At 46.3% G+C, this 21,613-nt stretch carries 16 protein-coding genes; 7 read left to right on the plus strand and 9 right to left on the minus strand.

Annotated elements, in window-relative coordinates:
• Window positions 1-401: 401 nt before the first annotated feature.
• From COW20_04095 to COW20_04105, 3 genes are all read left to right on the plus strand, one after another.
• Window positions 402-2,720 (plus strand): hypothetical protein, encoded by a 2,319-nt coding sequence (locus COW20_04095; GenBank protein ID PIW49846.1) that lies wholly within the window; start codon window positions 402-404, stop codon window positions 2,718-2,720.
• 40 nt (window positions 2,721-2,760) lie between these two features.
• On the plus strand, window positions 2,761-3,198 hold the full coding sequence (locus COW20_04100; protein ID PIW49847.1) for a hypothetical protein: 438 nt from the start codon (window positions 2,761-2,763) through the stop codon (window positions 3,196-3,198).
• Window positions 3,199-3,284: 86 nt separating this feature from the next.
• A complete protein-coding gene (locus COW20_04105) occupies window positions 3,285-5,222 on the plus strand; it encodes a hypothetical protein (GenBank protein PIW49848.1) in 1,938 nt (645 codons plus the stop codon).
• Here the strand turns inward: COW20_04105 and COW20_04110 are convergent.
• From COW20_04110 to COW20_04140, 7 genes are all read right to left on the minus strand, one after another.
• The gene (locus tag COW20_04110) at window positions 5,219-6,142 is read right to left on the minus strand and encodes a hypothetical protein (GenBank protein PIW49849.1); all 924 of its coding nucleotides are present in this window, start codon (window positions 6,140-6,142) and stop codon (window positions 5,219-5,221) included. The two genes, COW20_04105 and COW20_04110, sit on opposite strands and share 4 nt — an antisense overlap.
• A 36-nt stretch (window positions 6,143-6,178) precedes the next feature.
• Window positions 6,179-7,411, minus strand: a complete 1,233-nt coding sequence (locus COW20_04115; GenBank protein ID PIW49850.1) for a hypothetical protein — start codon at window positions 7,409-7,411, stop codon at window positions 6,179-6,181.
• 1 nt (window position 7,412) lies between these two features.
• On the minus strand, window positions 7,413-10,127 hold the full coding sequence (locus COW20_04120; protein PIW49851.1) for a hypothetical protein: 2,715 nt from the start codon (window positions 10,125-10,127) through the stop codon (window positions 7,413-7,415).
• A 93-nt stretch (window positions 10,128-10,220) separates the two neighbouring features.
• Complete coding sequence (locus COW20_04125) at window positions 10,221-10,496, minus strand: hypothetical protein (GenBank protein ID PIW49941.1); 276 nt, start codon at window positions 10,494-10,496, stop codon at window positions 10,221-10,223.
• 341 nt (window positions 10,497-10,837) lie between these two features.
• Window positions 10,838-11,824, minus strand: coding sequence for a hypothetical protein (locus COW20_04130; GenBank protein ID PIW49852.1), 987 nt, complete (start codon window positions 11,822-11,824; stop codon window positions 10,838-10,840).
• Window positions 11,825-11,830: 6 nt separating this feature from the next.
• Complete coding sequence (locus tag COW20_04135) at window positions 11,831-14,950, minus strand: hypothetical protein (GenBank protein ID PIW49853.1); 3,120 nt, start codon at window positions 14,948-14,950, stop codon at window positions 11,831-11,833.
• 215 nt (window positions 14,951-15,165) lie between these two features.
• Entirely contained in the window at window positions 15,166-16,590 is a 1,425-nt protein-coding gene (locus COW20_04140; GenBank protein PIW49854.1) for a DNA repair protein RadA, read from the minus strand.
• Between the two features lie 100 nt (window positions 16,591-16,690).
• On the opposite strand from COW20_04140, the gene COW20_04145 reads away from it, so the two are divergent.
• The gene (locus COW20_04145; GenBank protein ID PIW49855.1) at window positions 16,691-17,752 is read left to right on the plus strand and encodes a potassium channel protein; all 1,062 of its coding nucleotides are present in this window, start codon (window positions 16,691-16,693) and stop codon (window positions 17,750-17,752) included.
• 6 nt (window positions 17,753-17,758) lie between these two features.
• Here COW20_04145 and COW20_04150 read toward each other — a convergent pair whose 3' ends face one another.
• A complete protein-coding gene (locus tag COW20_04150) occupies window positions 17,759-19,003 on the minus strand; it encodes a hypothetical protein (protein PIW49856.1) in 1,245 nt (414 codons plus the stop codon).
• Between the two features lies 1 nt (window position 19,004).
• Entirely contained in the window at window positions 19,005-19,388 is a 384-nt protein-coding gene (locus COW20_04155; GenBank protein ID PIW49857.1) for a response regulator, read from the minus strand.
• A gap of 183 nt (window positions 19,389-19,571) precedes the next feature.
• On the opposite strand from COW20_04155, the gene COW20_04160 reads away from it, so the two are divergent.
• The 3 genes from COW20_04160 (at window position 19,572) to COW20_04170 (ending at window position 21,611) form a co-directional block, all read left to right on the plus strand.
• Window positions 19,572-20,423, plus strand: coding sequence for a hypothetical protein (locus COW20_04160; GenBank protein PIW49858.1), 852 nt, complete (start codon window positions 19,572-19,574; stop codon window positions 20,421-20,423).
• Between the two features lies 1 nt (window position 20,424).
• Window positions 20,425-20,613, plus strand: coding sequence for a hypothetical protein (locus COW20_04165; GenBank protein PIW49942.1), 189 nt, complete (start codon window positions 20,425-20,427; stop codon window positions 20,611-20,613).
• Between the two features lie 125 nt (window positions 20,614-20,738).
• Window positions 20,739-21,611, plus strand: a complete 873-nt coding sequence (locus tag COW20_04170) for a hypothetical protein (GenBank protein PIW49859.1) — start codon at window positions 20,739-20,741, stop codon at window positions 21,609-21,611.
• Window positions 21,612-21,613 lie beyond the last annotated feature (2 nt).

A 21,613-nucleotide genomic window follows, 5' to 3' on the forward strand; every position in this document is an offset into this window, starting at 1 on the left:
CAGCCTATTGTAGCGACTCAAGGGAACATCTCCTTTGGTTAGTTACAAGCTCTGGCCTTTAGGCCGGGGTCGTTGACCAAGATAAAGACCTTTTTTAAGTCCTTTTCTTATTTCCCTTCTTTTAGATTTTGAAACAATCCTAAAACGAAGAGAGCTAATCAAGTCAAGCAAATTTATATGAATAAAATCATGATCAAAATCAAAACCAAATTTGCGCTGGATCATAAAAGAATATTCGGGCTGAGAATATACTGTACCCTATATACTTATAAGTTCTAGATGGGCCCAAAATCAATTCCAATGAAGCTAGTTGTTTGACAATACTATTCAAATAGAATACTTATTTCCAAATCTATTGATTGATAAACTTGCGTAAAAACTTCGCAGAGGAAGTGCTTGAAATGGTTTCGAATTCTCGCAGGATAAGTAACCACTATCTGATCCAGGAAAAAATAGGAAAAGGCGGCATGGGAGATGTCTATCTCGCTTTGGATGAGCGTTTAGATCGACAAGTCGCAATTAAACAACTCAAGATTGAAAGTGAAAGCTCCGAAGCCAGGGAACAATCTATTCAAAGGTTCAAACTTGAGGCAAAGGCAATTGCAAAACTCAACCACCCCAATATTGTAAGCCTGTATGATATTGCCACAGAACAAAATCAGTTTTATATGATCATGGAATATGTAAAAGGGAGCAATTTACAAGAAATCTTACTGAACCAAGCACAAAAACTTCCCATTAATTTGGTGCTTCAGATCAGTATTCAACTTTGTGAAGCGCTTAGACGGGCCCATGAAAATGGCATCGTCCACCGAGATATAAAACCTGCAAATATCTTGGTTTCACATGAACAGGAAGTCAAATTGACTGATTTTGGGATAGCTCAATTACAACAAAATCAAGATTTGCGTACAAGCCAGGCAGGAACCCTCATGGGAAGTTTTCTCTATGCCTCACCCGAGCAATTGGTCAACTCAGCGGAAGTTGATGCGCGCACAGATATCTATGCCGTAGGTGCGACCCTGTATGAATTGTTAACGGGACGAACGGTCTATGAGGCCGACAATATTGGCAAACTGATTCAAAAAGTATTTATGGACACTCCTGTTTCGCCAAAATCATTTAATGCCGAAGTCTCGGATGCCTTTTCTGAGATCATTCTACGCTGCCTCGAAAAATATCCCGAAAGCCGCTATCAGACAACCCTTGAACTCCTCAAAGATCTTTACCTGCTGAGTGGTCAGGCAATGCCAGGCACTCCGCTCCAATTGCCACCTACACCCCAATACTCAGACTCGCGTTCAAGTCAATTGCGACTGAGCCTTTTAAGATCAAGTCAATCCGGAAATCTCGATTCTGCAATTAAATTTCTTCGCATAGAAACCCGTTGGCTTGAACTTTTTCTCAAAAACTATCAATGCGTTCAAACTGTCAAAAATTTTCTGGAAGCAAAGAACAGAATCAAGCAATCGGATCTACAAGGTGAAAAGTTTTCCGGCATTCTGAGTTTTAAGGATCATTTTGTGTTTGTAAAAGAAGGCCTGATCATCGGTGCTCTCAACAGTTTGGAAGGTCACGTTAATGATGATGCGCTTCGGCTTTTGCCTGATACTTCTGCACTGCTGGGATCTTATGCCTTAAATCCAGAAATCGTCATGAACCTTTCAAGTTTTATCAGCAGCACAGGAATCGTCATTCAAGAAAATCTCGATTCACGCGTTCTCAACCTTTTTCCCATTCTGGCAGATCTGGAATCAGAAGTCGAAAAATTCAATGGTTACGTCATTTGCCAAGTCTTGGGCAAATCAGGCGAAGAAGAAAATAAGACCCATCCCTACTATTTTTATATCTATTCTCGGGGCACTATCCTACATCGTTTTTGTCTGGATGAAAACAAAAACTTACTGCCTGCCCCCCAGTCCCTGCAAACCGTTGTTGAAAATAACGGCTGTTTACTCAGTATCTATATGCCCAGCCAAAAATTACTCGATACTGTGCTTTTTGATTTTCTTAAAATGGCGCATCTGAAACCCAGTTACCAAGACCCACAAGACTCTACACTCTCAGCCTTGATTGAACTCAAAGAAAATGAAATCAGCGAATGGATGCGCAGCAGTCTCTATGAAACCATCCGAAACAATTTCAAACTCCAACTTTTAAGTGAGGATCAAACCCCTTTCCCAGAGGTTTTAGCAGAATCCTTACAAAAACGCAAAGAATACCAAAGTGCACAGTGGATTTTTACTGATTTATCCATCTGCATTCATCATCATTCACAAAAAAACGCATTTCAACACTTTTACCCCCAGATCGCCAATATTCATAGGCTTCAATTTTATCAGCCGATTCAGCCTTCAAGCCTGGGGCCAGCAGAAAACTTCACCCTCTGCGCCTATGCTCCCGAGCGAAAAGCCCCCGTATTTGTCGTAATGCTTGGCAAGGGCCAGCCCGAGGAATTGAAAGATTTTATTGAGACCACCCAAAACTTGAATCGGGAATACCTGCTGCAAAATGAAGACGGCATCTTGGCTGCCTTGTATCTTTCCACTGAAGGTTTTGACAACCAAGCCCTTGCTCTTTTTTCAAAATACACAGAAAAACCTGGCCTTTTTAACAAATTAAAAGGCTTCGTAAAAACCAAAAACAAATCAGGCTTTCACCTCTTTTTGATCGACAGCCAGAATGATACCCCGCGCCTGATTGCACCCAGTTTTATATAAGTTGTTCAACCTTTAAATTCATATTTTTGGAGGATCTACCATGGCGATTATCTGGACTCAAGACCTGAATACGGGCATCGATATTATTGATAAACAACATGTGCAAATTGTTGATTATATCAACCAATTGGACGGAGAAAGAGATCGAAAAGCAATTGGAAGCATTCTTGAAAATCTGATTGACTATACCCTCTCTCACTTCTCTTTTGAAGAGAGTCTGGCTGAAGATGCCGGCTATAAATTACTAAACCCGCACAAAAAAGTGCATGAAATGTTTATTCAAAAAGTCAACGAGTACAAACATCGCTTTGATTCAGGCGAAGAGGTCGCCGACGAAATTGAAAAGCTTTTGACCTCTTGGCTGGTTAACCATATCAAACGGGACGATGCTGACTATGCACCAACGGTAAAAGCCCACCTCTCAGGCCAAAACAAGGGGGGATGGCTGGCCCGTTCCCTGAAAAAGTTTTTTGGTTGAGCGCTCACTGCACGCCAAGATAAACCGATTGGACGGCTGAAAAGAAAGAAACAAGCCGTCCAGCCTCTGGTATAGTTTTAGAAGAAGTGAATCTAGTCGACTTCTCTAATTCTTTCAGAAAAGAGCAAAGAGACCCTGTGAAACCTGTTTTGCGCGTGGGCCTGGCCCAAATCAGCGAACAAAGATTTCAACATTTTTATTTTCCCTATTCTGTAGGGCTGCTACAAGCCTATGCCCAACGCTGGGCCCCGGATCCCGCACGCTATGAATTTACGCTTCCGCTTTACAGCCGTTTATCTGTTCAAAAAGGTGTACAGTACTTGCTTGAATCAGATATTGCGGGTTTTAGCTGCTATATCTGGAATATCAACCGCTCGCTGGCAATCGCACAATCTTTAAAACTGCAAAACCCCCATGTGCTGATTATGATGGGCGGTCCACAAATTCCCAATTTAAGTGAAGCCTTTCTGCGCAAATATCCCTTTGTCGATGTCTGTGTACATGGCGAAGGCGAACAAAGCTTTTTAAAGCTGCTCGAAAGCTGGCCTGAAAATCATTGGTCGGATATTCCCGGCATCAGCTGGCTCGATGCAGCAGGCCAGTACCATCAAAATCCCCAAGGGCCACGTATTCGTGATTTAGATATAATTCCCTCACCCTATCTCAGTGGGATTTTTGACCGCTTAATCGAGGCCTGGCCAGGCAGGGAGTGGATCGGCACCTGGGAAACCAACCGAGGTTGTCCTTTTTCCTGCTCTTTTTGCGACTGGGGTTCTCTGACCCAAAGCAAAGTTTACCGCTTTGATATGGAACGCCTAAAAGCTGAAATCGAATGGTTTGGTTCGCGCAAAGTTGCGGATATTTTTACAGCCGATGCCAATTTTGGCATCTTTTCACGCGATGTGGAACTGGCAAATCATTTTGCAGCAACCAGGAAACAGTATGGTTTTCCCAGGGTTTTACAAACCCAAACGGCTAAAAATGTAAAGGAACGCAATTTGGAAATTCAAAAAATTCTGGTAGATGCAGGGCTCAATGCCGTAACTTCCTTGGCTGTTCAAAGCACCAATCCCGAAGTACTGAAAGCCATACGACGCGAAAATATTTCCTTGCAAACCTACCGCGATATTCAAAAGTTTTGTTTGGATCACGGTATTTACAGCTATACAGATATTATTCTGGGGCTGCCAGGAGAGAGCTATGATTCTTTCGCCCAGACCATCGATGATGTCTTGACGCACGGGCAATATAATAAATTGATCTTTTATAATGCCTCACTTCTGCCCAATGCTGAAATGGCGCAGGCTGAATACCGCGAGCGTTACGGCATTGAATCGATCCAGATACATTTTCCAGGCCATGGCCAGCCCGAAGACGGGATTTATGAATATCTGGAAATTGTCGTGGCCACCCACAGCCTTTCGCGCTCAGACTGGATTCGCATGCATGTTCTGGCCTGGATGACTAATTTTTTGGTCTATACCCATAAAATGTTGCAATTGCCGTTGCTGGCCCTGCATGTCAAGTCTGAATTGCCTTGGCGAGAGATGATTGAGGCTTTTACAAATCCCCAAGCACTCAGCGAATTTCCACTTTTGGGGGCAATTTTAAATAGCATGGTTTTTACTGCGCAAAAACTACAGGCCGGATATGTTCACCAAAACGAAAATCCACTTTTGTATTCGTGGGATGATGGAGCACATCTGGCTCCAGATATCGCACTGCAAGTACGTCTGCACCAAGAGGGAAAAACTGAATTGTTTTTTAGAGAAAGCAGGGATCTGCTCTGGAACCTGTTAGAAACTAAAAAAATCGACTACCCGCGTGACTTACTGGATGAATCGATTGGTTTAAGCCGTTCGCTTTTTTGTGAACTCTTTTATCGCCAGTTTTTTAACGGTACGATTCCAGCAGAGATCCCCAGATTTGAGACCTTGCCCTTAAGTTATAACCTGAGAGAATTTTTTCACAGCCGACTGGATGGCGGCAATTTAGCGCTTGAAAAAATTGACAAAACCATCTAAACGCTGATTTCCGCGAAAAAAGTCCCGCTGCGGGCCAAGAACAACTCACGCGCAATCGTGGAATAGAGGGCATTGGCCGCATGGGTCGCGAGCATGGGCAGCGTTTGGTACATCAAGGGATCTTCCAAAGCATTCTCGACATAGAGCCAACCATAGCCCAAATCACGGTTCAAGACCAAGGGCACGAGAAAACCTGAACCAAAGATGCCTGCATCCTGCAAAGCCAAAGCGCTGGGGTCGGCCGCTATCTGGGCCACAATCCCTGCAGCTGCCGCTTCTGTTTCCTCTGAATTGGGATTCGTGCCCGTAAACAAAACATAGCGGCGTGAATCACCGGATTCCTGAAAGGTTTCCAAATTCAAAACCGCCAAGTCTGCAGGTGCGATCATCACCGCAGTTTCTAAGATTCTTTGCAGACTTTCCTCAAGGCTTTCAATCGTATGCAAAGCGGTTACCGATTCATGCAGAAAGGTCAGCACCTCACGGTGATGCTGCAATTCAACCAGTTCATCGTAGGCCTTGAGTGCGGTACGAACCGCCGTATACAAGCGATTGGTGGTCAGCTCTGCTTTGGCCAGATAGCCATCAATATCATATTCTTCAATCACTTTTTTCTCGGGAGCCGCTCCAGGCTGCCCGGTGCGCAGCAAAATTCTGACAAATTCATTGCCCAGCTCCTGACGGATCGTCTGACAGGCATCCAAACCCGCACTGGGGGTTTCCATGACCACATCCAATAAAATCACAGCCGTATCAGGGCGGTTGCGAACAAACTCAACAGCCTCTGAACCCGTCGAGGCAAAAGCCAGCTCAACCCCACGATCGCGGTATTTCAAACTGCGCAAACTCAGGCGGCTCAATGAATGCATATCCGGTTCGTCATCTACAACCAGAATGAGGTAGTTATCAGGCAGTGGCATATTGAACTTCTCCTTGCTCGTTATAACGACCGGAAACTAACCGGCTAAATGTTCCTGCGGGGTAATGGTTTGGGGAAACTCCACGGTAACAGTGGTTCCCAAACCCAGTTCTGAATCAATTTGAATCGTTCCCTCGAGAGCTGAGGTGACCAGATTGTGCACAATCGACATTCCCAGTCCCGATCCCCCAATCCCGCGCCCGGTGGTAAAAAACACATCAAAGACACGGGAAAGATCTTCTTTGGGAATGCCTTTACCAAAATCCTGAACCACCAGGCGAAAAAAGGGAGTCCCCTCACGTTCAAGGCGTGAAAGCTTGACCACAATACGCCCGCCTACCCCTGCGGGATAGGCATAGCGCTCAATATTGCTGAAAAAATTCATCAGAATCTGCGAAAGATAACCGGGATAGCCCACCCAACTGGCATATTCAATTCCGGCTTCAAATTCTGTTTCAAGGCTAAGATGCGCTTGCCGCGCTTTGATTTTATACAGGTCAATGACTTCCTGTACCAATTGCGTCAGGTTGACCGATTCCAGAGTATCCATAATCTGACTAACGGAAATGCTTTTGAAGCTTTGGATCAGTTTATTGGCTCGGGCAATATTGCTCTGCATCAAATGGGCGGCTTCCTGAATATCCTCAAGCATCAACTTCAGCTCAGGATCGGTGGCTTTGGCCAGTAATTCAGGGGTGAGATTTTCAGTAATCATGCTGGCTGAAACATTCACAATCCCCAAAGGGGTGTTGATTTCATGGGCCACACCCGCCACCATTTCAGCCAGAGAGCGGTGGCGTTCAATTTCCATTTGGGATTGCAGACGCTGCTTTTCGAGCATTTCTAAATAAATCTTTTCATTCGAACTTTTGATCTTGCTGCTGATCCCCGCCAAAACATCTGAAAGCATTTCTGGAGAAGCCGAAAGCAGGCGCATAAAGTTAGAGCGGTCTAAAACAAAGAATTCACTCTCTTCGGCTGTTTTAACGGTCGCAGAACGGGTGCCGCCATCCACCAGCGCCAACTCTCCAAAAAACTGACCCACGCGCAGGGTAGAAAGTTCAATCGGTTTGCCATCTGGATCTTTGCCATAGACCCTGACAGAGCCCGAGACAATCACATACAAACTGCCCGCAGGGTCTCCCTGCTCAAAAAGCGCCTGATCTGCAGGATAAGAAGTCAGGCGACCCATGGGCACCAATTCTTCCAATTGGGTTTCACTGAGATGGTCAAAAAACGGAATGCTTTTCAGCAGCTCTTGAATCGACATATTAGGCTTGCTCCTGTAATGCTTCCAATTTAATCTGTGCAGACTTCAGATAGGGAAGTCCTGAACGGGCACATTTCGCACTGCGGTAAGTCAGAAGATTGAGATAAGAGTCCTGCTCAATTTCATTGACTGAGTGGTGGTAGCTGAGATAAACCATGCGCCCTTTTAAGCGGGAAGTCACTGCAATCGGCAAAATAGCTGAGCGTTCTGTTTCCAGATTGGTCACGCGCACCTTTTGCCCGGTTTGCAGGGACTGGGCCTGGGCCAAGGCTTCAGAAACATAGAGAATCTGTTCTTTGGGCATATCCATTGAAGCCAGGGTTTTGCCTGAATGAAAAGAACCAATCGCAAAGCGAATCCAACCGGCATGATCGCTCAAGGTTGAACAACCTGAATTGAGCACAATGCCTTCAGGTAATTCCAGCTCGTTGGCCTGGGGAAGCAAAAACTTGAAGGAAACAGGTCCGCGGTAGAGATCGTGAAACAAAGCTGGTTTTGAGGGTTCCTGGCGGTGTCGTGAAGTGCCCACTCCGCCATAGATCAAAGAGCCCTGTGAAAGCAGCTCATCCCAACTGACAGGCAACCCATCCGCATGTTCCGGGCGGCAATACAGCGGGCCACGGGTTTGAGAGTTCCCCTTCAAATAGGCTTGAATCCGATCCCAAAGCACAAAGCGGCAGACTTCCCCCTCTGCGCGTTCAAGTGCGCCGCCCTGTTCAGGGGCTTCAAACTGTTTTTGTAAATAGCCACTCTTCACATGTTCAGCCAAATCGGCATGTTCCAGGTTCAAATCAGGATCTGAACGCAAATGCTGAGAAACCTCAGCCATGGTGTCGTAGAGCAGAGTACAGGCCGAACGGGTTTCAGGGGGAGCGGCCCGGCGGGGAAGTGCAAGTGTCAGACGCCATTCCCCATTCTGGTAAAGACGCCCCTGTGAAACCTCGGGAGCAGTGGGCAAGCAGAGCGCTGCATGGCGCAGGAAAAAAGGCCCTGGCATGGGGTCAATTACCACCAGAAGGGTTTCGGGGGCTTTTAATTTTTCAATCCAACGGGTACGGTCCATCATCTGGCCTTCAAGGCCCTGGCCAATACAAATAATCAATTCACGCTTGCCGGGTTCCACCAAGGTCGGGTATTCAAGCGCCGGTCGCGAGGGCTCTGCTAAAAGCGCAGCATAGGCAGATTCTGGCAGCCCCATGCGCAAGGCGGCTTCCTGGCAGCCGGTTTGATCGAGCGGGAGATTGCCAAAGAACCGGTCTTGGGCCAAACCCTGAACCTGGGTTTGGTCATTTTTTTCGTAGGGCAGACGCAAAGGCCCCCCACGCAATTCGCCCTCTGCACTCACACCCAGTTTGCCCAAGAGAGCCAGCAGATTATTCCAAAGCCCATGGGCCACCACGCCTTGGGTTTGAGACAGACCTGCGCCCGGAATATGGACGGGAATTTTACGCGTTTCCACCAGTGAAGCGGCAATTGAACGCATGCCCGCCACCAGACGGTCGAGATAAGCGGGGTCAGGGGCAATCGTTTCGGCCACCCGCTCAATTTCATAGGCTTCAGATTGCGCAAGCTTGAGAAATTCTGTGAGACTTTCTTTGTCAGTCCACTGCGAAATAAAGCGTTGATCCAAAGCCCCTGGATAATTTTTCAGAATTTCGTGCGCCACGCCCAAAGCCAGCAGGCTGTCTCCGCCTGTGCGGATCAGCAGAATCCGCTCAGGTGAAAGCCGGGCCGCTAAGATCTTGGCACTCTCGGTGACACAGGTCTCGATCAACCAGGCATCCAATTCTTCTTTTAAAACCAGACGGTTAAACACAGGCAAATGGGAAACAAAGCCATTCCAACCTGAAAGCAGGAACAGACGATCGGGGCCTTCCAGTGCCTGATCCAGAGTCACCAGCGGGGATTCTTCACCGGCCTGAAGTTCAAGACAGCGGGCAGCAGCCCGCAAGCCAAATTCGTTGGTGCCCGTCAGATTGCGCACCCCCAGCAATCGGAAAACCTCATGCATGGCAAATTGATCAAAATAATCCAAATCCCCACCAGCATAGACCAAGGTACGCCCATAGGGCGGGCGATAGGCCAAGAGCAAATCAGCCAAACGGTTGATTGCATCCTGGTAAAAAAGCGGCACCCTTCGACCCGTCACATCCAAAACACTGGGAGAAAGCTGAAGGGGAAAAAGGGTGGGTTGCTCACCCATCGAAATCCGCAGTTTGGCAAAACCCTCTTCGGGCATTTTGTTTTCAATGATGCGCTCAAGCTTGCGGGTCATGCTGCGATAAAACAGAAAGGTCTGAATGCCCTGGCCATCGCGCTGACTCCAGCCCTGACTGGATTCGCGCAACATCGCGGTAAAGCGCAGATCCTCACGTTCAAGTTCTGCCACAAATACAGATCCTGGCAAAGCCAAGGGGCCAGGTGACTGAACGTCTAAACTGCCATTGGGTTTTAAAAAAGCCTTGCGCTCGAGCAATTGACCAAAGAAATACGTGCGCAGGAGATAGGCCCCCTGGGGAAGATCCTCAATGGCTGAAACACTTTGCGTTTCATTGACCTGAATGACGCCTGAAATACCCCCGCTGTAAAAGGGCCAATTGAACGAGGCCCCATAGTCTTGAAAACCAGCGGGATGAAGATAACCGGGAATACCGTGCAATTCCTCCAGCAATCCGGCATGTTTAATGGTGGGGAGGTGATTGTAGGAAGTTTTCATGCGTATTTACTGATGCCGCCTGTACTCGCTCGGGATTCAGGAAAACCTGCCCTGTCAGTATAGCAGACCCGTCTCAGAGCGACCAATTTGAAATCAGGGTTTTAAAGCCCCGACAAGATTGAGGCGGCCATGCCCATAAAAGGTATCAAACCCTGTTTCGCCCAGATCATGGGCTCCGGCTTCAATCCGTGCTTTGATTTGCTCACGGCTCAGCTCAGGCCAGCGGCTGCGCAGAAGTGCCGCCGTACCGGCCACGGCAGGTGTGGCCATCGAGGTGCCGCTGACCAGTCCATTCTCCGGGCACGGTTTCAAGACTGGCGGGCAAAGCCGGGTAGCGGGTGGAGAGGCGGTTGAGGGGCTGGGCTGCATTGCGCTGAAGTGTAACAGCGGTTCGGGCAGGCCCCAAACCGCCCGCAAGGGGAAGGCCCTGGCAGGAAAGCAAGAGCGACAGGCTGAGAAAGCAGGCGAGGGAACGCAGCATCAAGAACCTCAAGAAAGATCTGGAATTTTACTCATTTTAGCATGGAAAGGAGCGAGCGCCCTCGCTGGATTGGGTTGGAAAAGTGGGTTCAGGGTTTGGATGCTGAACGGGGATTCAGACAGGTGAAGATCTCATCCACCGAATAATCCTAGCGACTCTCCTGACAGTCTGAAATCATGCCTGCCGAAAATCGGGGAAGGTCAATCCGGATATTTAAATTGATGCCGAACTATGTCTTATTTTCAGCCTTGTTCATGGCTTCCTCAAGCAAGTGAATCACTTCTTTTTGACACGCAATGCCCTCTTGATTGAAGAGCCATTCATCTTCTTCGAGGCGCTGTAACTCTTTTTTTGCACAATCTAAGGGTGTTAAACCTGTTTTATCTGTAACAAAAACATTTGCCCCAAGGCTCAGATAATAGCTTAACATTTCAAGTTCTCCATTCATGGCCTTAGTAAAAATAGGCGTAGAGTAAGATCTTTTATCTTTTAAATTAATATCAAAGCCATTTTCAATTAAAAAATCAGCAATATCTTTCCTGCCAGCAAATCTCAAAGGATTTATATCTGTTTTATACCCATTCAAAAACGAGTATTTCAATATTTCTAAATTATCAAATTCCAAAGCATAAAAAATTGGGTCTAAATCATCGCCTTTATTTTTCTCTAAATAATCAATGATGGCGTCATTATCTCCCTTTTGAAAAAGATCTGGAAACATATAAGGTTTTAAGCCATAATCACATGAATTGATAAAAGTATCAAAATCATCCGCTAACCATGCCAATTCTTCATCTGTGGGCCCTCCATCCTCTGCGCAGGATCCATACAATTGTCGAAATACTTTGCCTCTGTTGGGGCCATTGATGCCTAAAATAAGGTAATCATAACCTGTTTGCTCTACACCAATGCCAATATAATCACGGGGAACAGCATAAACTTCGTCGAAAGCCAAATAAAGTAAATTTCGATTCTTTTGTCGAGGATTCAAACTGGCTCCATAAAAATGCAAAACATATGCACCATGATCCTCTCCATCATCAGGATGGTCTGGTGAATCACGCTTTCTAAAGAAACATGGAACAGGCTCTCCACCATTTATTTTTAAAAGAAAATGGCGATAAGATTCGGGCAAGTGAACTCCCAATTTTTGCTCTAACTCAGATATCTCTGAATCAGGAATCAATGGAAAAGAATTCTTAAATTTTGGTTTCATTGCTGACTATTTCCTTGTAGAAGATAAACCCAATACACTTCGGTAATATTCAAATCCTCCCGTATGTTGAAAGGCTGCATGTAAATCCTTTGGCACAAACTGGATTTCAACTTCAAGTTCATTTTGTGCATTGTAACGGAGATTTCCTGAATGATGGCCCGTCATATTGTCTTTTGCCAGAGTATTACCAAAATCTTTTTGATAAACTTTAGAATATGCATATTGGTCAGCTTTAGATGCTGCATCACCTAATTCTGCCGTAGAAGCTTTAATCCAAGTCTTACCTTTTGTCAGATCTTGCGTCGGCCCTCCTTTTTGTGTAACCACTTTGGTAAAATCAGGTATTCCGTTATCATCAAAGTGAATAGAAAAATTCTTGAACTGGGGAAATTTGGTGCACAATGCCCGTTTTGGGTCTTGAGCACAAATTTCAGCATAAGATACTTTTCTGGGTAAGTTCTTATATTGCTGATAGTATTTAGCACACTGATTTTTGTTTCCAACGCATTTTTTACCTAATAGTTGCCCTTTTCGTTGAAATTTTTTGGCATGAGCTTCTAAATCCTTGATCTTTTTTTCCACCAAGGGCATGGCTTTATGGCCTTTATTGGCTGCTCTCCATTTTCTCAGTGAGGCTAACGCACCCTCAGTTCCATACTTGGCTGCTTTGTAAGTACCTTTTGCTTGCTTGATCCCAAACATCATTAGCGCAATATCTTCAGATTTCTCTGGCAGAAGTCCTGCAAATTGCATTCCTTTTTGAACATTGCGATAGCCATCTAAGATCTGTTGAGCTTGGCCACTTCTTTTCATTTCATCCCAAGTGCCTAGACCATCTTGCAAGTCAAAGGATGCTTTTAAAATCTGCTCCATGACCCCAATTGGGATTTGATCTATCAAAGCATCAGCCTTACCTTTTGCTTGATCAAAGGCTGCTTTTTTTTGTTTCAGCTCAAGATTGGCTGCATTCAAATCTTTTCCCGCAGCTTCCCAAATAAAAGTCATGGGATCAAAATTCGGATTATATTGCTGTATTGAAAAACCTGATTGAGCCTGATACTCAAGTGTATCGGGATGAATAACGCCCTCAGCGATTAAACTCAAGGTAATCGCATCATCAAGATCTTCTAAATGATTGAGAACCTCAGATTTAACACCTTCCAGTTCAAGACTTATATCCTGACTCACCTGAGCTTTTTCTTGAATCAATTTTGTTCGTTGCTGCTGAATCCTATTGAAGACAAATCTGAGTAATTGCCTGGGGGTTTGAATATCTGAGATTTTTTCAATCAAATAGGATTCATTTTGCCCAGAATCCGCAGAAGAAAATTGATTGAAATTTTCGTATAAATAATCTTGCAAAAACAATTCTGTGATGCGAATTTCCTCAACAAATGTTTCAGAAGCCTCCAATAAAGAAGAGAGATTCCCCTCAAAATCATCTTGAAATAGGGTGAGATCTAGATCCAATGCTTGCTTATAAGCTTCAAATGAGTTTGGTTTTTCTTGCGCAAGAGCATCAGCCTGAGAAAGGATGTATAGATTTTGATTAATTTGTTGACTCAGTTCTTGACGATGGTTCTCAGTTAATTGCAAATCATTTTGAATTTTTACTTGAAGCTGTGTTTTCTGTGTCTGAAAAGCAGCTTTCTTATCCAGTAACCGTTGAGCCTTTACGGAAACCGCTGGCGAAGGCGTATCTGTTAGCACACCTTCCGCAATCAAGCGTTGATCCAATTGAGAAATCTGATTCAAAATTTGCTGATATTTGTTGATATCTTCTTGAATAGGGAGAGTCAAAGCATTTAATTTTTCTTCAAGTGCTTGTAGCCCTGAAGGAGTCCAAGCCATTGAGTATGGACATTCCTCCAAAGGCGTTGGTGTTGGCTCAGGACTAGGCGTAGGAGTAGGCGAAGCCACAACCGGCACTTCAGCAATCGTAAAGGTATCAAAATCTTCCCAACTATAACCAAAGGCATATGCCACATAATTACCGGGGGGCAAGTAATTTCCCTGATCATCTTTGCCATCCCAGGTCACTACCCGTGAACCTTCGCCATCAGGCGAAGCTACGTGAGACAGCAGAGGCCCCCAACGCACACCGCCATATTCATCAACAATCTCTTCATAAACCTCAACCCAGGTTACTTCATTCGGGCCTGTATCCAGGTTGAAATTGATTGTTCCAGGCCATTCTAAAGCAGTTGAAGCAGGATACAAAATCTTTGGTTCAACGGTGATTTCAACATACTTTGGAGGAGAAATACGAGCTGACCAACTGTTTACAAGATAAAGATCACTCCATGTAAAATTTACCGTCTGATTTGCTGGCCAAAAAGCCCAATCTGTCCCATTCGGACCACCACCGTATTTCCATTCTTCCCGAGGAGGGGCAATGATTTGATCTGGACGCTCAAGCGTACAATTTAATATTCCATAAAAATTACCTCCTCTTGCTTTCAGAGCCGGGCTTAGTTTTAAAGGCCCTTGTATTCCACCGTTCCCAACTTTAAAACGATTTTGCTTATATTGGGATGAATAATAAAAATCGCTACCAAAGCTGCACATAATGTCATCTCCAGATTCACCCAGTTGAATTCCACCGGTTCCATCTGGCGTGCTGGACAAGATAATTTCATCATAAGGGGATGAGCCATCAAAATGCATCTCATTCGTCTGCGATAGATTCCCTACAATCAAGCTATATACTTGCTTAAAACTCATTCCAATATGCTCTTCAAGAAACCAAGCCCTCATATGAAAATCTGGATTACTCAAGTATGAGGGTTTTTCTACAGGTTCAAAGATAAGACCAGGGGCCAAACCTGAGCCAGCAATTTGAACTTGAGTCGAACTTACAGTAGGTTCGCCATAGGTATAACTGACATGGTTCTTGATCGAAAAGCCCTTTTCTTGCAAACGCTTAGCACGCAACTTCGAGAAAAATTCTTTGCGCTTCTGATTCAGTTCAGTTGAAGAAAGTGTTGAAACCTGCGGAGTGAGTTTTGCGGGTTGGGTAACAGGGGGAGCAAACTGACAGCTCCCCAGTAAAAGCGTCAGGCTAAGGGCGAGAGGCGAGAGGCGAGAGGCGAGAACGATTATACATCCGAGATTTGCTCCATCCATTTCTTCATATAAACGTTTCAAATATAGCAATAAAATATGAAGAAATTTTATCTAAAAAGACAAAATTATCCAGCAACGTTATCTGTTTGTTAAATTGGAAAATTTGCTTCTGTCGCTTAAGCTAAAAAAACTAAATGGAATACTCGTTTCAAGCCCAAACCCAAAAGATAGTCTTTACTCTCTTTTGTCTAAAAAATTTACGTTTCTTCATGATTTTAAACCTCTGTTTCCGGCTCGGTTCCCTCTTTGCTGCCTTTTTCAGATCCCTTCAGAGTACGCAGTGCTTCGGTCAGTTTTTTGACCCCAATAATTTCCATGCCCTCAATTTTTTCTTTGAGCGGAAGATTGGAACAGGGCACAATCGCACGGGTAAAGCCCAGCTTGCAAGACTCCAGCAAACGGCGCTCCAATTGCGCCACTGAGCGAATTTCCCCGGCCAGCCCCACCTCGCCCAAATAAACCGTACGCCCATCGAGAGCGATATCGCGCACGCCTGAAATCAAGGCCATGGCCACTGCCAAATCTGCGGCGGGTTCTTCAATTGTTAAGCCCCCCACCACATTGACCAAAACATCGGATTTAGAAAGGTTCAAACCCACTCTTTTTTCGAGCACAGCCAGAATCTGAATCAGGCGCTGGTGGCTGATGCCATTGGCCGAGCGCTTGGGAAAACTTGCAAACGAAGAATAACTCAAGGCCTGAATCTCGACCAGCAGAGGGCGGGTGCCCTCCATGGTCACGCCCACAGCTGAGCCACTGGTTTCAGCGGTATATTCAGCCAGAAACAAAGCCGAGGGGTTTTCAACGGCCTCAAGGCCGACCCCCGTCATTTCAAAAACGCCCACCTCATGGGTGGCGCCAAAACGGTTTTTAATCGTGCGCATCAGGCGAAAAGAGCGGTAGCGTTCGCCTTCAAAATAGAGCACCGCATCAACCATATGCTCGAGCACTTTGGGGCCGGCAATATCGCCATCCTTGTTCACATGCCCAATAATCCAGATACAGATATGCTGTTGTTTCGCCAGTTTCAGCAAGAGATTGCAGGTATTTTTGACCTGGCTGATCCCCCCCGGTGGGGATTCCAGGCGGGAATCATAAACGGCCTGAATCGAATCCAGAATTGCGACGGCCGGGCGGCGTTGATCGAGCAAAGGCACAATTGTCTGCATTTCGGTTTCAGCCAGCAGAAAAAAGTTTTCAGACTGGTCAAAGCCCAAACGCTGGGCCCGTGATTTGATCTGCTGTGCAGACTCTTCGCCGGAAACATAAATGACTTCCTGGCCCTGTTTTTCGGCCATATGAAAGGCCGATTGCAAAAGCAGGGTTGATTTACCAATGCCGGGCTCTCCCCCCAAGAGCACCAAAGAACCCGGCACCAACCCGCCTCCCAAGGCACGATCCAATTCCCCCAAACCGGTTTTTAAGCGATCGGTTTCGGTATAGGCGATTTCCTGCAGGCGCAGAAGTTCCACCATATCCCCATGGCCATAGCGCTGCACAAGATCCATGCGGTTTTTTTTGTCTTGCACCAATTGTTCTTCGAGACTGTTCCATGCGCCACATTCGGGGCATTTGCCCATCCATTTGGGGGTATCTGCGCCACAACTGTTACAGAGATAACGGGTTTTGATTTTTGCCATACAGAAACATACACCTTTCGCGTACCCTAAGTATAGACCTTCTTTTCAGCGAATACAAGTACCTTCCCTTGGCTTGATTTTCGCGTTAAGGTATAGATCTATGACGCTCAAACACCATTCATTACGCACGGTGATTCGTTCCCTTTGGGATGAAATCAGCCTGCCATTTTTGTTGCTCTTTTTTACCTTGATGGGCGGGGCCTTGGGCTATCGTATCCTCTTTCCAGAAGAGAGTTGGACACGTCTGTTTTATATGACCGCCATCACCCTCTCGACAGTGGGATATGGGGATATCTTGGAAACCGATCAACACCCCCTGGCAGCCTGGTATACCATGCTGCTAATGCTGGCAGGCATGTCCATGGTGGTCTATGCGCTCTCAAGTGTTACTGCCTTTATTGTGGAAGGCCGTCTCAGTCATCTTTTGCTCGAAAACCGGATCCGAAGGAGAATTGCGCGTATGAACGGCCACTATATTGTCTGTGGCGCTGGCACCTTGGGTGTTCACGTGATCACCGAAATTCAAAACTCAAAAGAACAGGTGGTGGTCATTGATGCTGATCTGGAACGCCTGAACCGTCTCAAAGAAGAATTTCCAGATCTGATCGCCTTGCATGGGGATGCCACCAATGAACTCGACCTACAGGAAGCCAATATCGCCCAGGCCAAAGGCTTGGTCTCGGCCTTAAGCAACGACAAGGAAAATCTGTTTTTAACCCTGACCGCCCGCCAAATGAATCCCGATCTGAAAATTGTCTCACGTGCCGTCGATATTAACCTGCACAAACGCCTAAGAATAGCCGGTGCGGATTATATTGTCAGCCCCAATTTTATTGGCGGCATGCGCATGGCTTCCGAAATTCTGCGGCCCAATGTGGTCACTTTTCTCGATCGCATGCTGCGGGGCAAGGATCCCTCGATTCGGGTTTCTGAGGTCTTGATTCTGCCTGAAAGCCCCTATATTGGCAAATACCTCAAAGAAGTTCCGATTTATGAAAAAACAGGTTTGAATATGCTGGCCTGGTCGGCCACGGGTAAAAACGAAGACTTACAATACAATCCTGGGCCCGAGACGGTTTTACGCGCAGGTGGTTTCTTGCTCTTTATTGGCAACAACGAACAGCGCAAAAAATTAGAGCATTTATTAACGCATAAAAAATAAGGCTTTTTAAACGATTGCGGGCAAGCTCAAATCCAGACAGGTGGCCGCCCGTATCGCCGCCAAACAGGTAGCTTCATCCAAAGCCTCGAGTTGATGGCGATCAAACCAGGCGGGGTTTTGCAAGGCTGCCGTTTCAAACTGATTGATCGCAGCGCGGAGATGTTCAGGTTTCAAAACCTGGGTATCGTACCAGCCCAATGCCAGTGCTTGAATCTGTACCGCTAAAAGCGAATAAGCCTGCAAAAAGACAAATTGAAAGAGCGTCAGCCCTTTGGCCTGGTAAGGGTTCAAATTCAAAAGACGCCGCGTCAGATAATTGCGTAAAACTTCACCGATCTGAGCCCGTAAAGACTCAGAGATTTCATAGGGCAAGCCCTTTTGCAATTGCTTTAAAAAACGCTCAAGGGCAGGCGAGGGAAAAGGATTCAAAGCAGAGAACAAATCAATCGCCTCTTCCCAACGGGTGGGATAGACATGAATATCGCTGCGCCAGTGGTTCACCTGCTCGAGATAGAGTTGGGTTATCCCAGCTTCTGTCTGCAGGCTATCGGGTTCAGAATTCAAAATTTGCAAACCTTTCAAACAGCCCCGCAGCGAACGCACGGCACTGATACTGTGCTGCCAAATGCCTTCTAAGAGTAAGCCATAAAAAGGCAGCAAGTACTGTGCTGGCAGCTCTTGTTTTTGGTTCAAACGCAGCCATTCTGGCTCTTGGCTCAATTGCGCCGGACGCTGCACCATGCGCAGAACCAGTTCACCGGTTTCAGACAAAAGCTGAGCCGCTGTCTTGCAGGAACTTTTGAGGCTGGGGCTGTAGAGATTGGCACTTAAAGAGGCTTCGCGGGGATAACGCTGGCAAATCTCAGGTTTGGCGCTTTCACCATATTCTTTGTGAATAAAACACAGCAAATCCTCGTCTAAAAAAACACAGCGCGTGCTGCCTGGCTGATGGCGTAAAACAGCCCTTTCATCCGTGTTTTGGCCGGAAAAAATAAACGGCTCACGGAAGCGACCTGAAGGATGCTGGTCAAAAACAGCATACCATTGCGCGTAATAGTCAGCATCGACCTGAATTTGCCAAGGTTGTTGGCAACACTGGCCGCAGAGACTACAAGAGAAAGTATCTACCTGTTCAGGATAAATCAAAGCCAAAAGATCAGGTGAGCGTTCAGCTTCTTGCGCAACCTCTAAAAACCAGGCAAAAAGAGTCGCACCTTCGGGGGGAGTCCAGGAATCTGAATTCATGGTCATTCTAGGTGGGTACTGAAACGTCAAAGCCAAGCAAGCTCAGCTTATCTCTCAACATTTCAAGCGTAAAGGGCTTCATCAGATATTCATCTGCACCAGCAGCCAAAGCTTCTTGAATCGTTCCCAGTGAGGTTTCACCCGTCAAGGTCAAAATTTTTGTTTCAGCAAGTTCTTTGCGGGCCCGCAAGGAAAGGATCAACTCTTTTCCTCCCATTTCAGGCATATACCAATCCACCACAATCAAATCAGGGGATGCTTGTGCAGACAAGAGTTCAAGCGCCTGCACACCATTGTGCGCTTCACAGGCGTGTTCTGCGCCCAAATTTTCGAGAAAAGCCTTCATGATCAAACAAACATTCAGGTCATCATCAACCAGGAGAACATTCATGAGGATTTGTCCTTGATCTTTTTTCAAATGCTCTCAAAACTCTGAAATCTGCAATGCACATGATGCTTAGACCGCTTAGATTTGATAATTTTAACAGTTATTGATCAGAATTTCTATCTGGCTTGCAAAGAACATATCAAAGTGATATCATATAAATATCAAAAAGATTCTAGGAGGTTTCCCATGCAACGCACCCATGATAAATCAGCGTTTTCGCTCAATGGCTATGTCGCTTTGATTTTTACGGTTTTGGCAGTACTAGCCGGATTGTTGTTGCTGATCGTCAGCCCTGTCCTGGGAGGACTGCTCTTTGTCGCCACGATTATCTTCGGTTTTCCGGGGCTTTACTCCGTTGAACCCAACGAAGCCAGAGTCTTGAACTTTCTCGGCACCTATACTGGCACCGTCAAAGAAGCGGGTTTCTGGTGGTCAAACCCTTTTGCTGTTAAGAAAAAGGTCTCTTTGCGGGTTCGCAATTTCAGCAGCGAAAAAATCAAAGTCAATGATGGCAATGGCAATCCGATTGAAATTGCAGCGGTTGTTGTTTGGAAAGTCAGCAGCCCTGCTTCAGCCCTCTATGATGTTGATGATTACGAAGAGTTTGTGCACATTCAGAGTGAAACAGCGATACGCAGTCTGTGTAATGAATACCCGTATGACCACGCTGAAAACAATGGCTTAACGCTGCGCGGCAATCCTGAAGAAGTGGCAAATACACTTCAGAAAGAACTGGAAGCGCGCTTGCTGGATGCTGGAGTCAAAGTCTTAGAGGCACGTTTGAGCCACTTGGCCTATGCCCAGGAAATTGCCCAGGCCATGCTGCGTCGCCAACAGGCCCAAGCAGTCATTGCCGCACGCAAACAGATTGTAGAAGGTGCGGTCGGCATGGTCGAAATGGCTCTGCGCCAACTTTCTGAACAAAAGATTGTTGAACTGGATGATGAGCGCAAAGCGCAAATGGTGAATAACCTGATGGTTGCTCTGGTCTCTGAACAGGAAACGCAACCCATCATCAATGCCGGTACGCTGTATTGAAATGGCTGCCAAGAAACAATTTCTGCTGCGGATCGATCCGAAACTCTTCCTGCTTTTGGAGCAGTGGGCTACAGATGAATTCCGCAGCGTGAACGGACAACTGGAATTTCTATTGCGTGACGCGCTCAAACGATCCGGGCGATTGAAAGCAGAGCCTGGTTCAGAGGCCGAGAAATCCTCAGAGGCATAAAATAAAAGGGGCTGTCCCTCAAGACAGCTCTTTTTTTATGCCTTAAATTTCACAAGTTTTCAAAAGAAGGGTCTATAAAAATTAAGGACAAGTAAAGTAAAGTTTAATTTGAGGTCTTTTCGTAGATGCAAGTTCAGGCCATACGTACTTCTTCTCAAGCGCTTTTTCTCTCAGCCCCCGTGCGTCCGGCCATCAGCAGAAGTGTATCTCACCCCCACGCCTTAAAGCAGGTGGATCGTGTCAGAATCAGCCCCGAAACGCAAGCAAAAACCAACAAGCTCCCAAGTCCTGAGCAGACCGCCAAACGCCTTGATTTTTTAGTCGTTCTTTACCACAAGAGCCACAGTTCTCAAGAACGCGTTCAGCTCATTCACACCCTGGGACTGATTCAAGCACCCGAAACAGTGAAAGTGCTTGAAAAGCTCATGAAAGAGCCCCTTGACGAAGCCCAGGAAAACGCTGTGATTGCCGCCTTGGGATCAACCCGCCAGGCCCTAGCTTTGGCCCCCTTGAATGATCTCTACCGCAGTTATTGGAACCGCCCAGCAAAAAGACAACGCGTGATTGCCGCCCTGGGAGAAACCCATGCCTTGAGTGCACTTGAAGCTTTACGCCAGGCCTATAAGGATGCCTGGAACAGTCAAGATCTCAAACTCAGCATCATCCAGGCCTTGGGAAACACACGTCTGGCTGAAGCCACCCCGCTTCTGAAACAGATCTACCAGGATCATTGGAATCAAATACCTTTGCGTTTAGCTGCGATTTCAGCTTTGGGACAGACACGCAGTGAACAAGCCAGCCAAGAACTGCTCAAGATTTTTCAAGCAGAATCCAATCAGGGGCAATTCCGCCAGGCGGTCATTACAGCCCTGGGACAAACGCGCACCGAACAGGCCGCAGAGGCTTTAGAAACCCTGTATCCCCGTTTGAGAAGTGCTTCTGAAAAACAAGCGGTGCTCGAAGCGCTGCAGACGATTTATTTGCCGCTCGAAGCATAAAA

The organism is bacterium (Candidatus Blackallbacteria) CG13_big_fil_rev_8_21_14_2_50_49_14 (genome assembly GCA_002783405.1).
Classification (GTDB): Bacteria; Cyanobacteriota; Sericytochromatia; order UBA7694; family UBA7694.

What these genes read in the sequence shown, in the direction of transcription:
- COW20_04130 (PIW49852.1), bottom strand. Translation starts at nt 11,824, where the DNA reads ATGAAACCAAAATTTAAGAATTCTTTTCCATTGATTCCTGATTCAGAG.
- COW20_04140 (PIW49854.1), bottom strand. Translation starts at nt 16,590, where the DNA reads ATGGCAAAAATCAAAACCCGTTATCTCTGTAACAGTTGTGGCGCAGAT.
- COW20_04145 (PIW49855.1), top strand. Translation starts at nt 16,691, where the DNA reads ATGACGCTCAAACACCATTCATTACGCACGGTGATTCGTTCCCTTTGG.
- COW20_04150 (PIW49856.1), bottom strand. Translation starts at nt 19,003, where the DNA reads ATGACCATGAATTCAGATTCCTGGACTCCCCCCGAAGGTGCGACTCTT.
- COW20_04115 (PIW49850.1), bottom strand. Translation starts at nt 7,411, where the DNA reads ATGTCGATTCAAGAGCTGCTGAAAAGCATTCCGTTTTTTGACCATCTC.
- COW20_04165 (PIW49942.1), top strand. Translation starts at nt 20,425, where the DNA reads ATGGCTGCCAAGAAACAATTTCTGCTGCGGATCGATCCGAAACTCTTC.
- COW20_04110 (PIW49849.1), bottom strand. Translation starts at nt 6,142, where the DNA reads ATGCCACTGCCTGATAACTACCTCATTCTGGTTGTAGATGACGAACCG.
- COW20_04125 (PIW49941.1), bottom strand. Translation starts at nt 10,496, where the DNA reads ATGCAGCCCAGCCCCTCAACCGCCTCTCCACCCGCTACCCGGCTTTGC.
- COW20_04155 (PIW49857.1), bottom strand. Translation starts at nt 19,388, where the DNA reads ATGAATGTTCTCCTGGTTGATGATGACCTGAATGTTTGTTTGATCATG.
- COW20_04120 (PIW49851.1), bottom strand. Translation starts at nt 10,127, where the DNA reads ATGAAAACTTCCTACAATCACCTCCCCACCATTAAACATGCCGGATTG.
- COW20_04100 (PIW49847.1), top strand. Translation starts at nt 2,761, where the DNA reads ATGGCGATTATCTGGACTCAAGACCTGAATACGGGCATCGATATTATT.
- COW20_04160 (PIW49858.1), top strand. Translation starts at nt 19,572, where the DNA reads ATGCAACGCACCCATGATAAATCAGCGTTTTCGCTCAATGGCTATGTC.
- COW20_04095 (PIW49846.1), top strand. Translation starts at nt 402, where the DNA reads ATGGTTTCGAATTCTCGCAGGATAAGTAACCACTATCTGATCCAGGAA.
- COW20_04170 (PIW49859.1), top strand. Translation starts at nt 20,739, where the DNA reads ATGCAAGTTCAGGCCATACGTACTTCTTCTCAAGCGCTTTTTCTCTCA.
- COW20_04135 (PIW49853.1), bottom strand. Translation starts at nt 14,950, where the DNA reads ATGGATGGAGCAAATCTCGGATGTATAATCGTTCTCGCCTCTCGCCTC.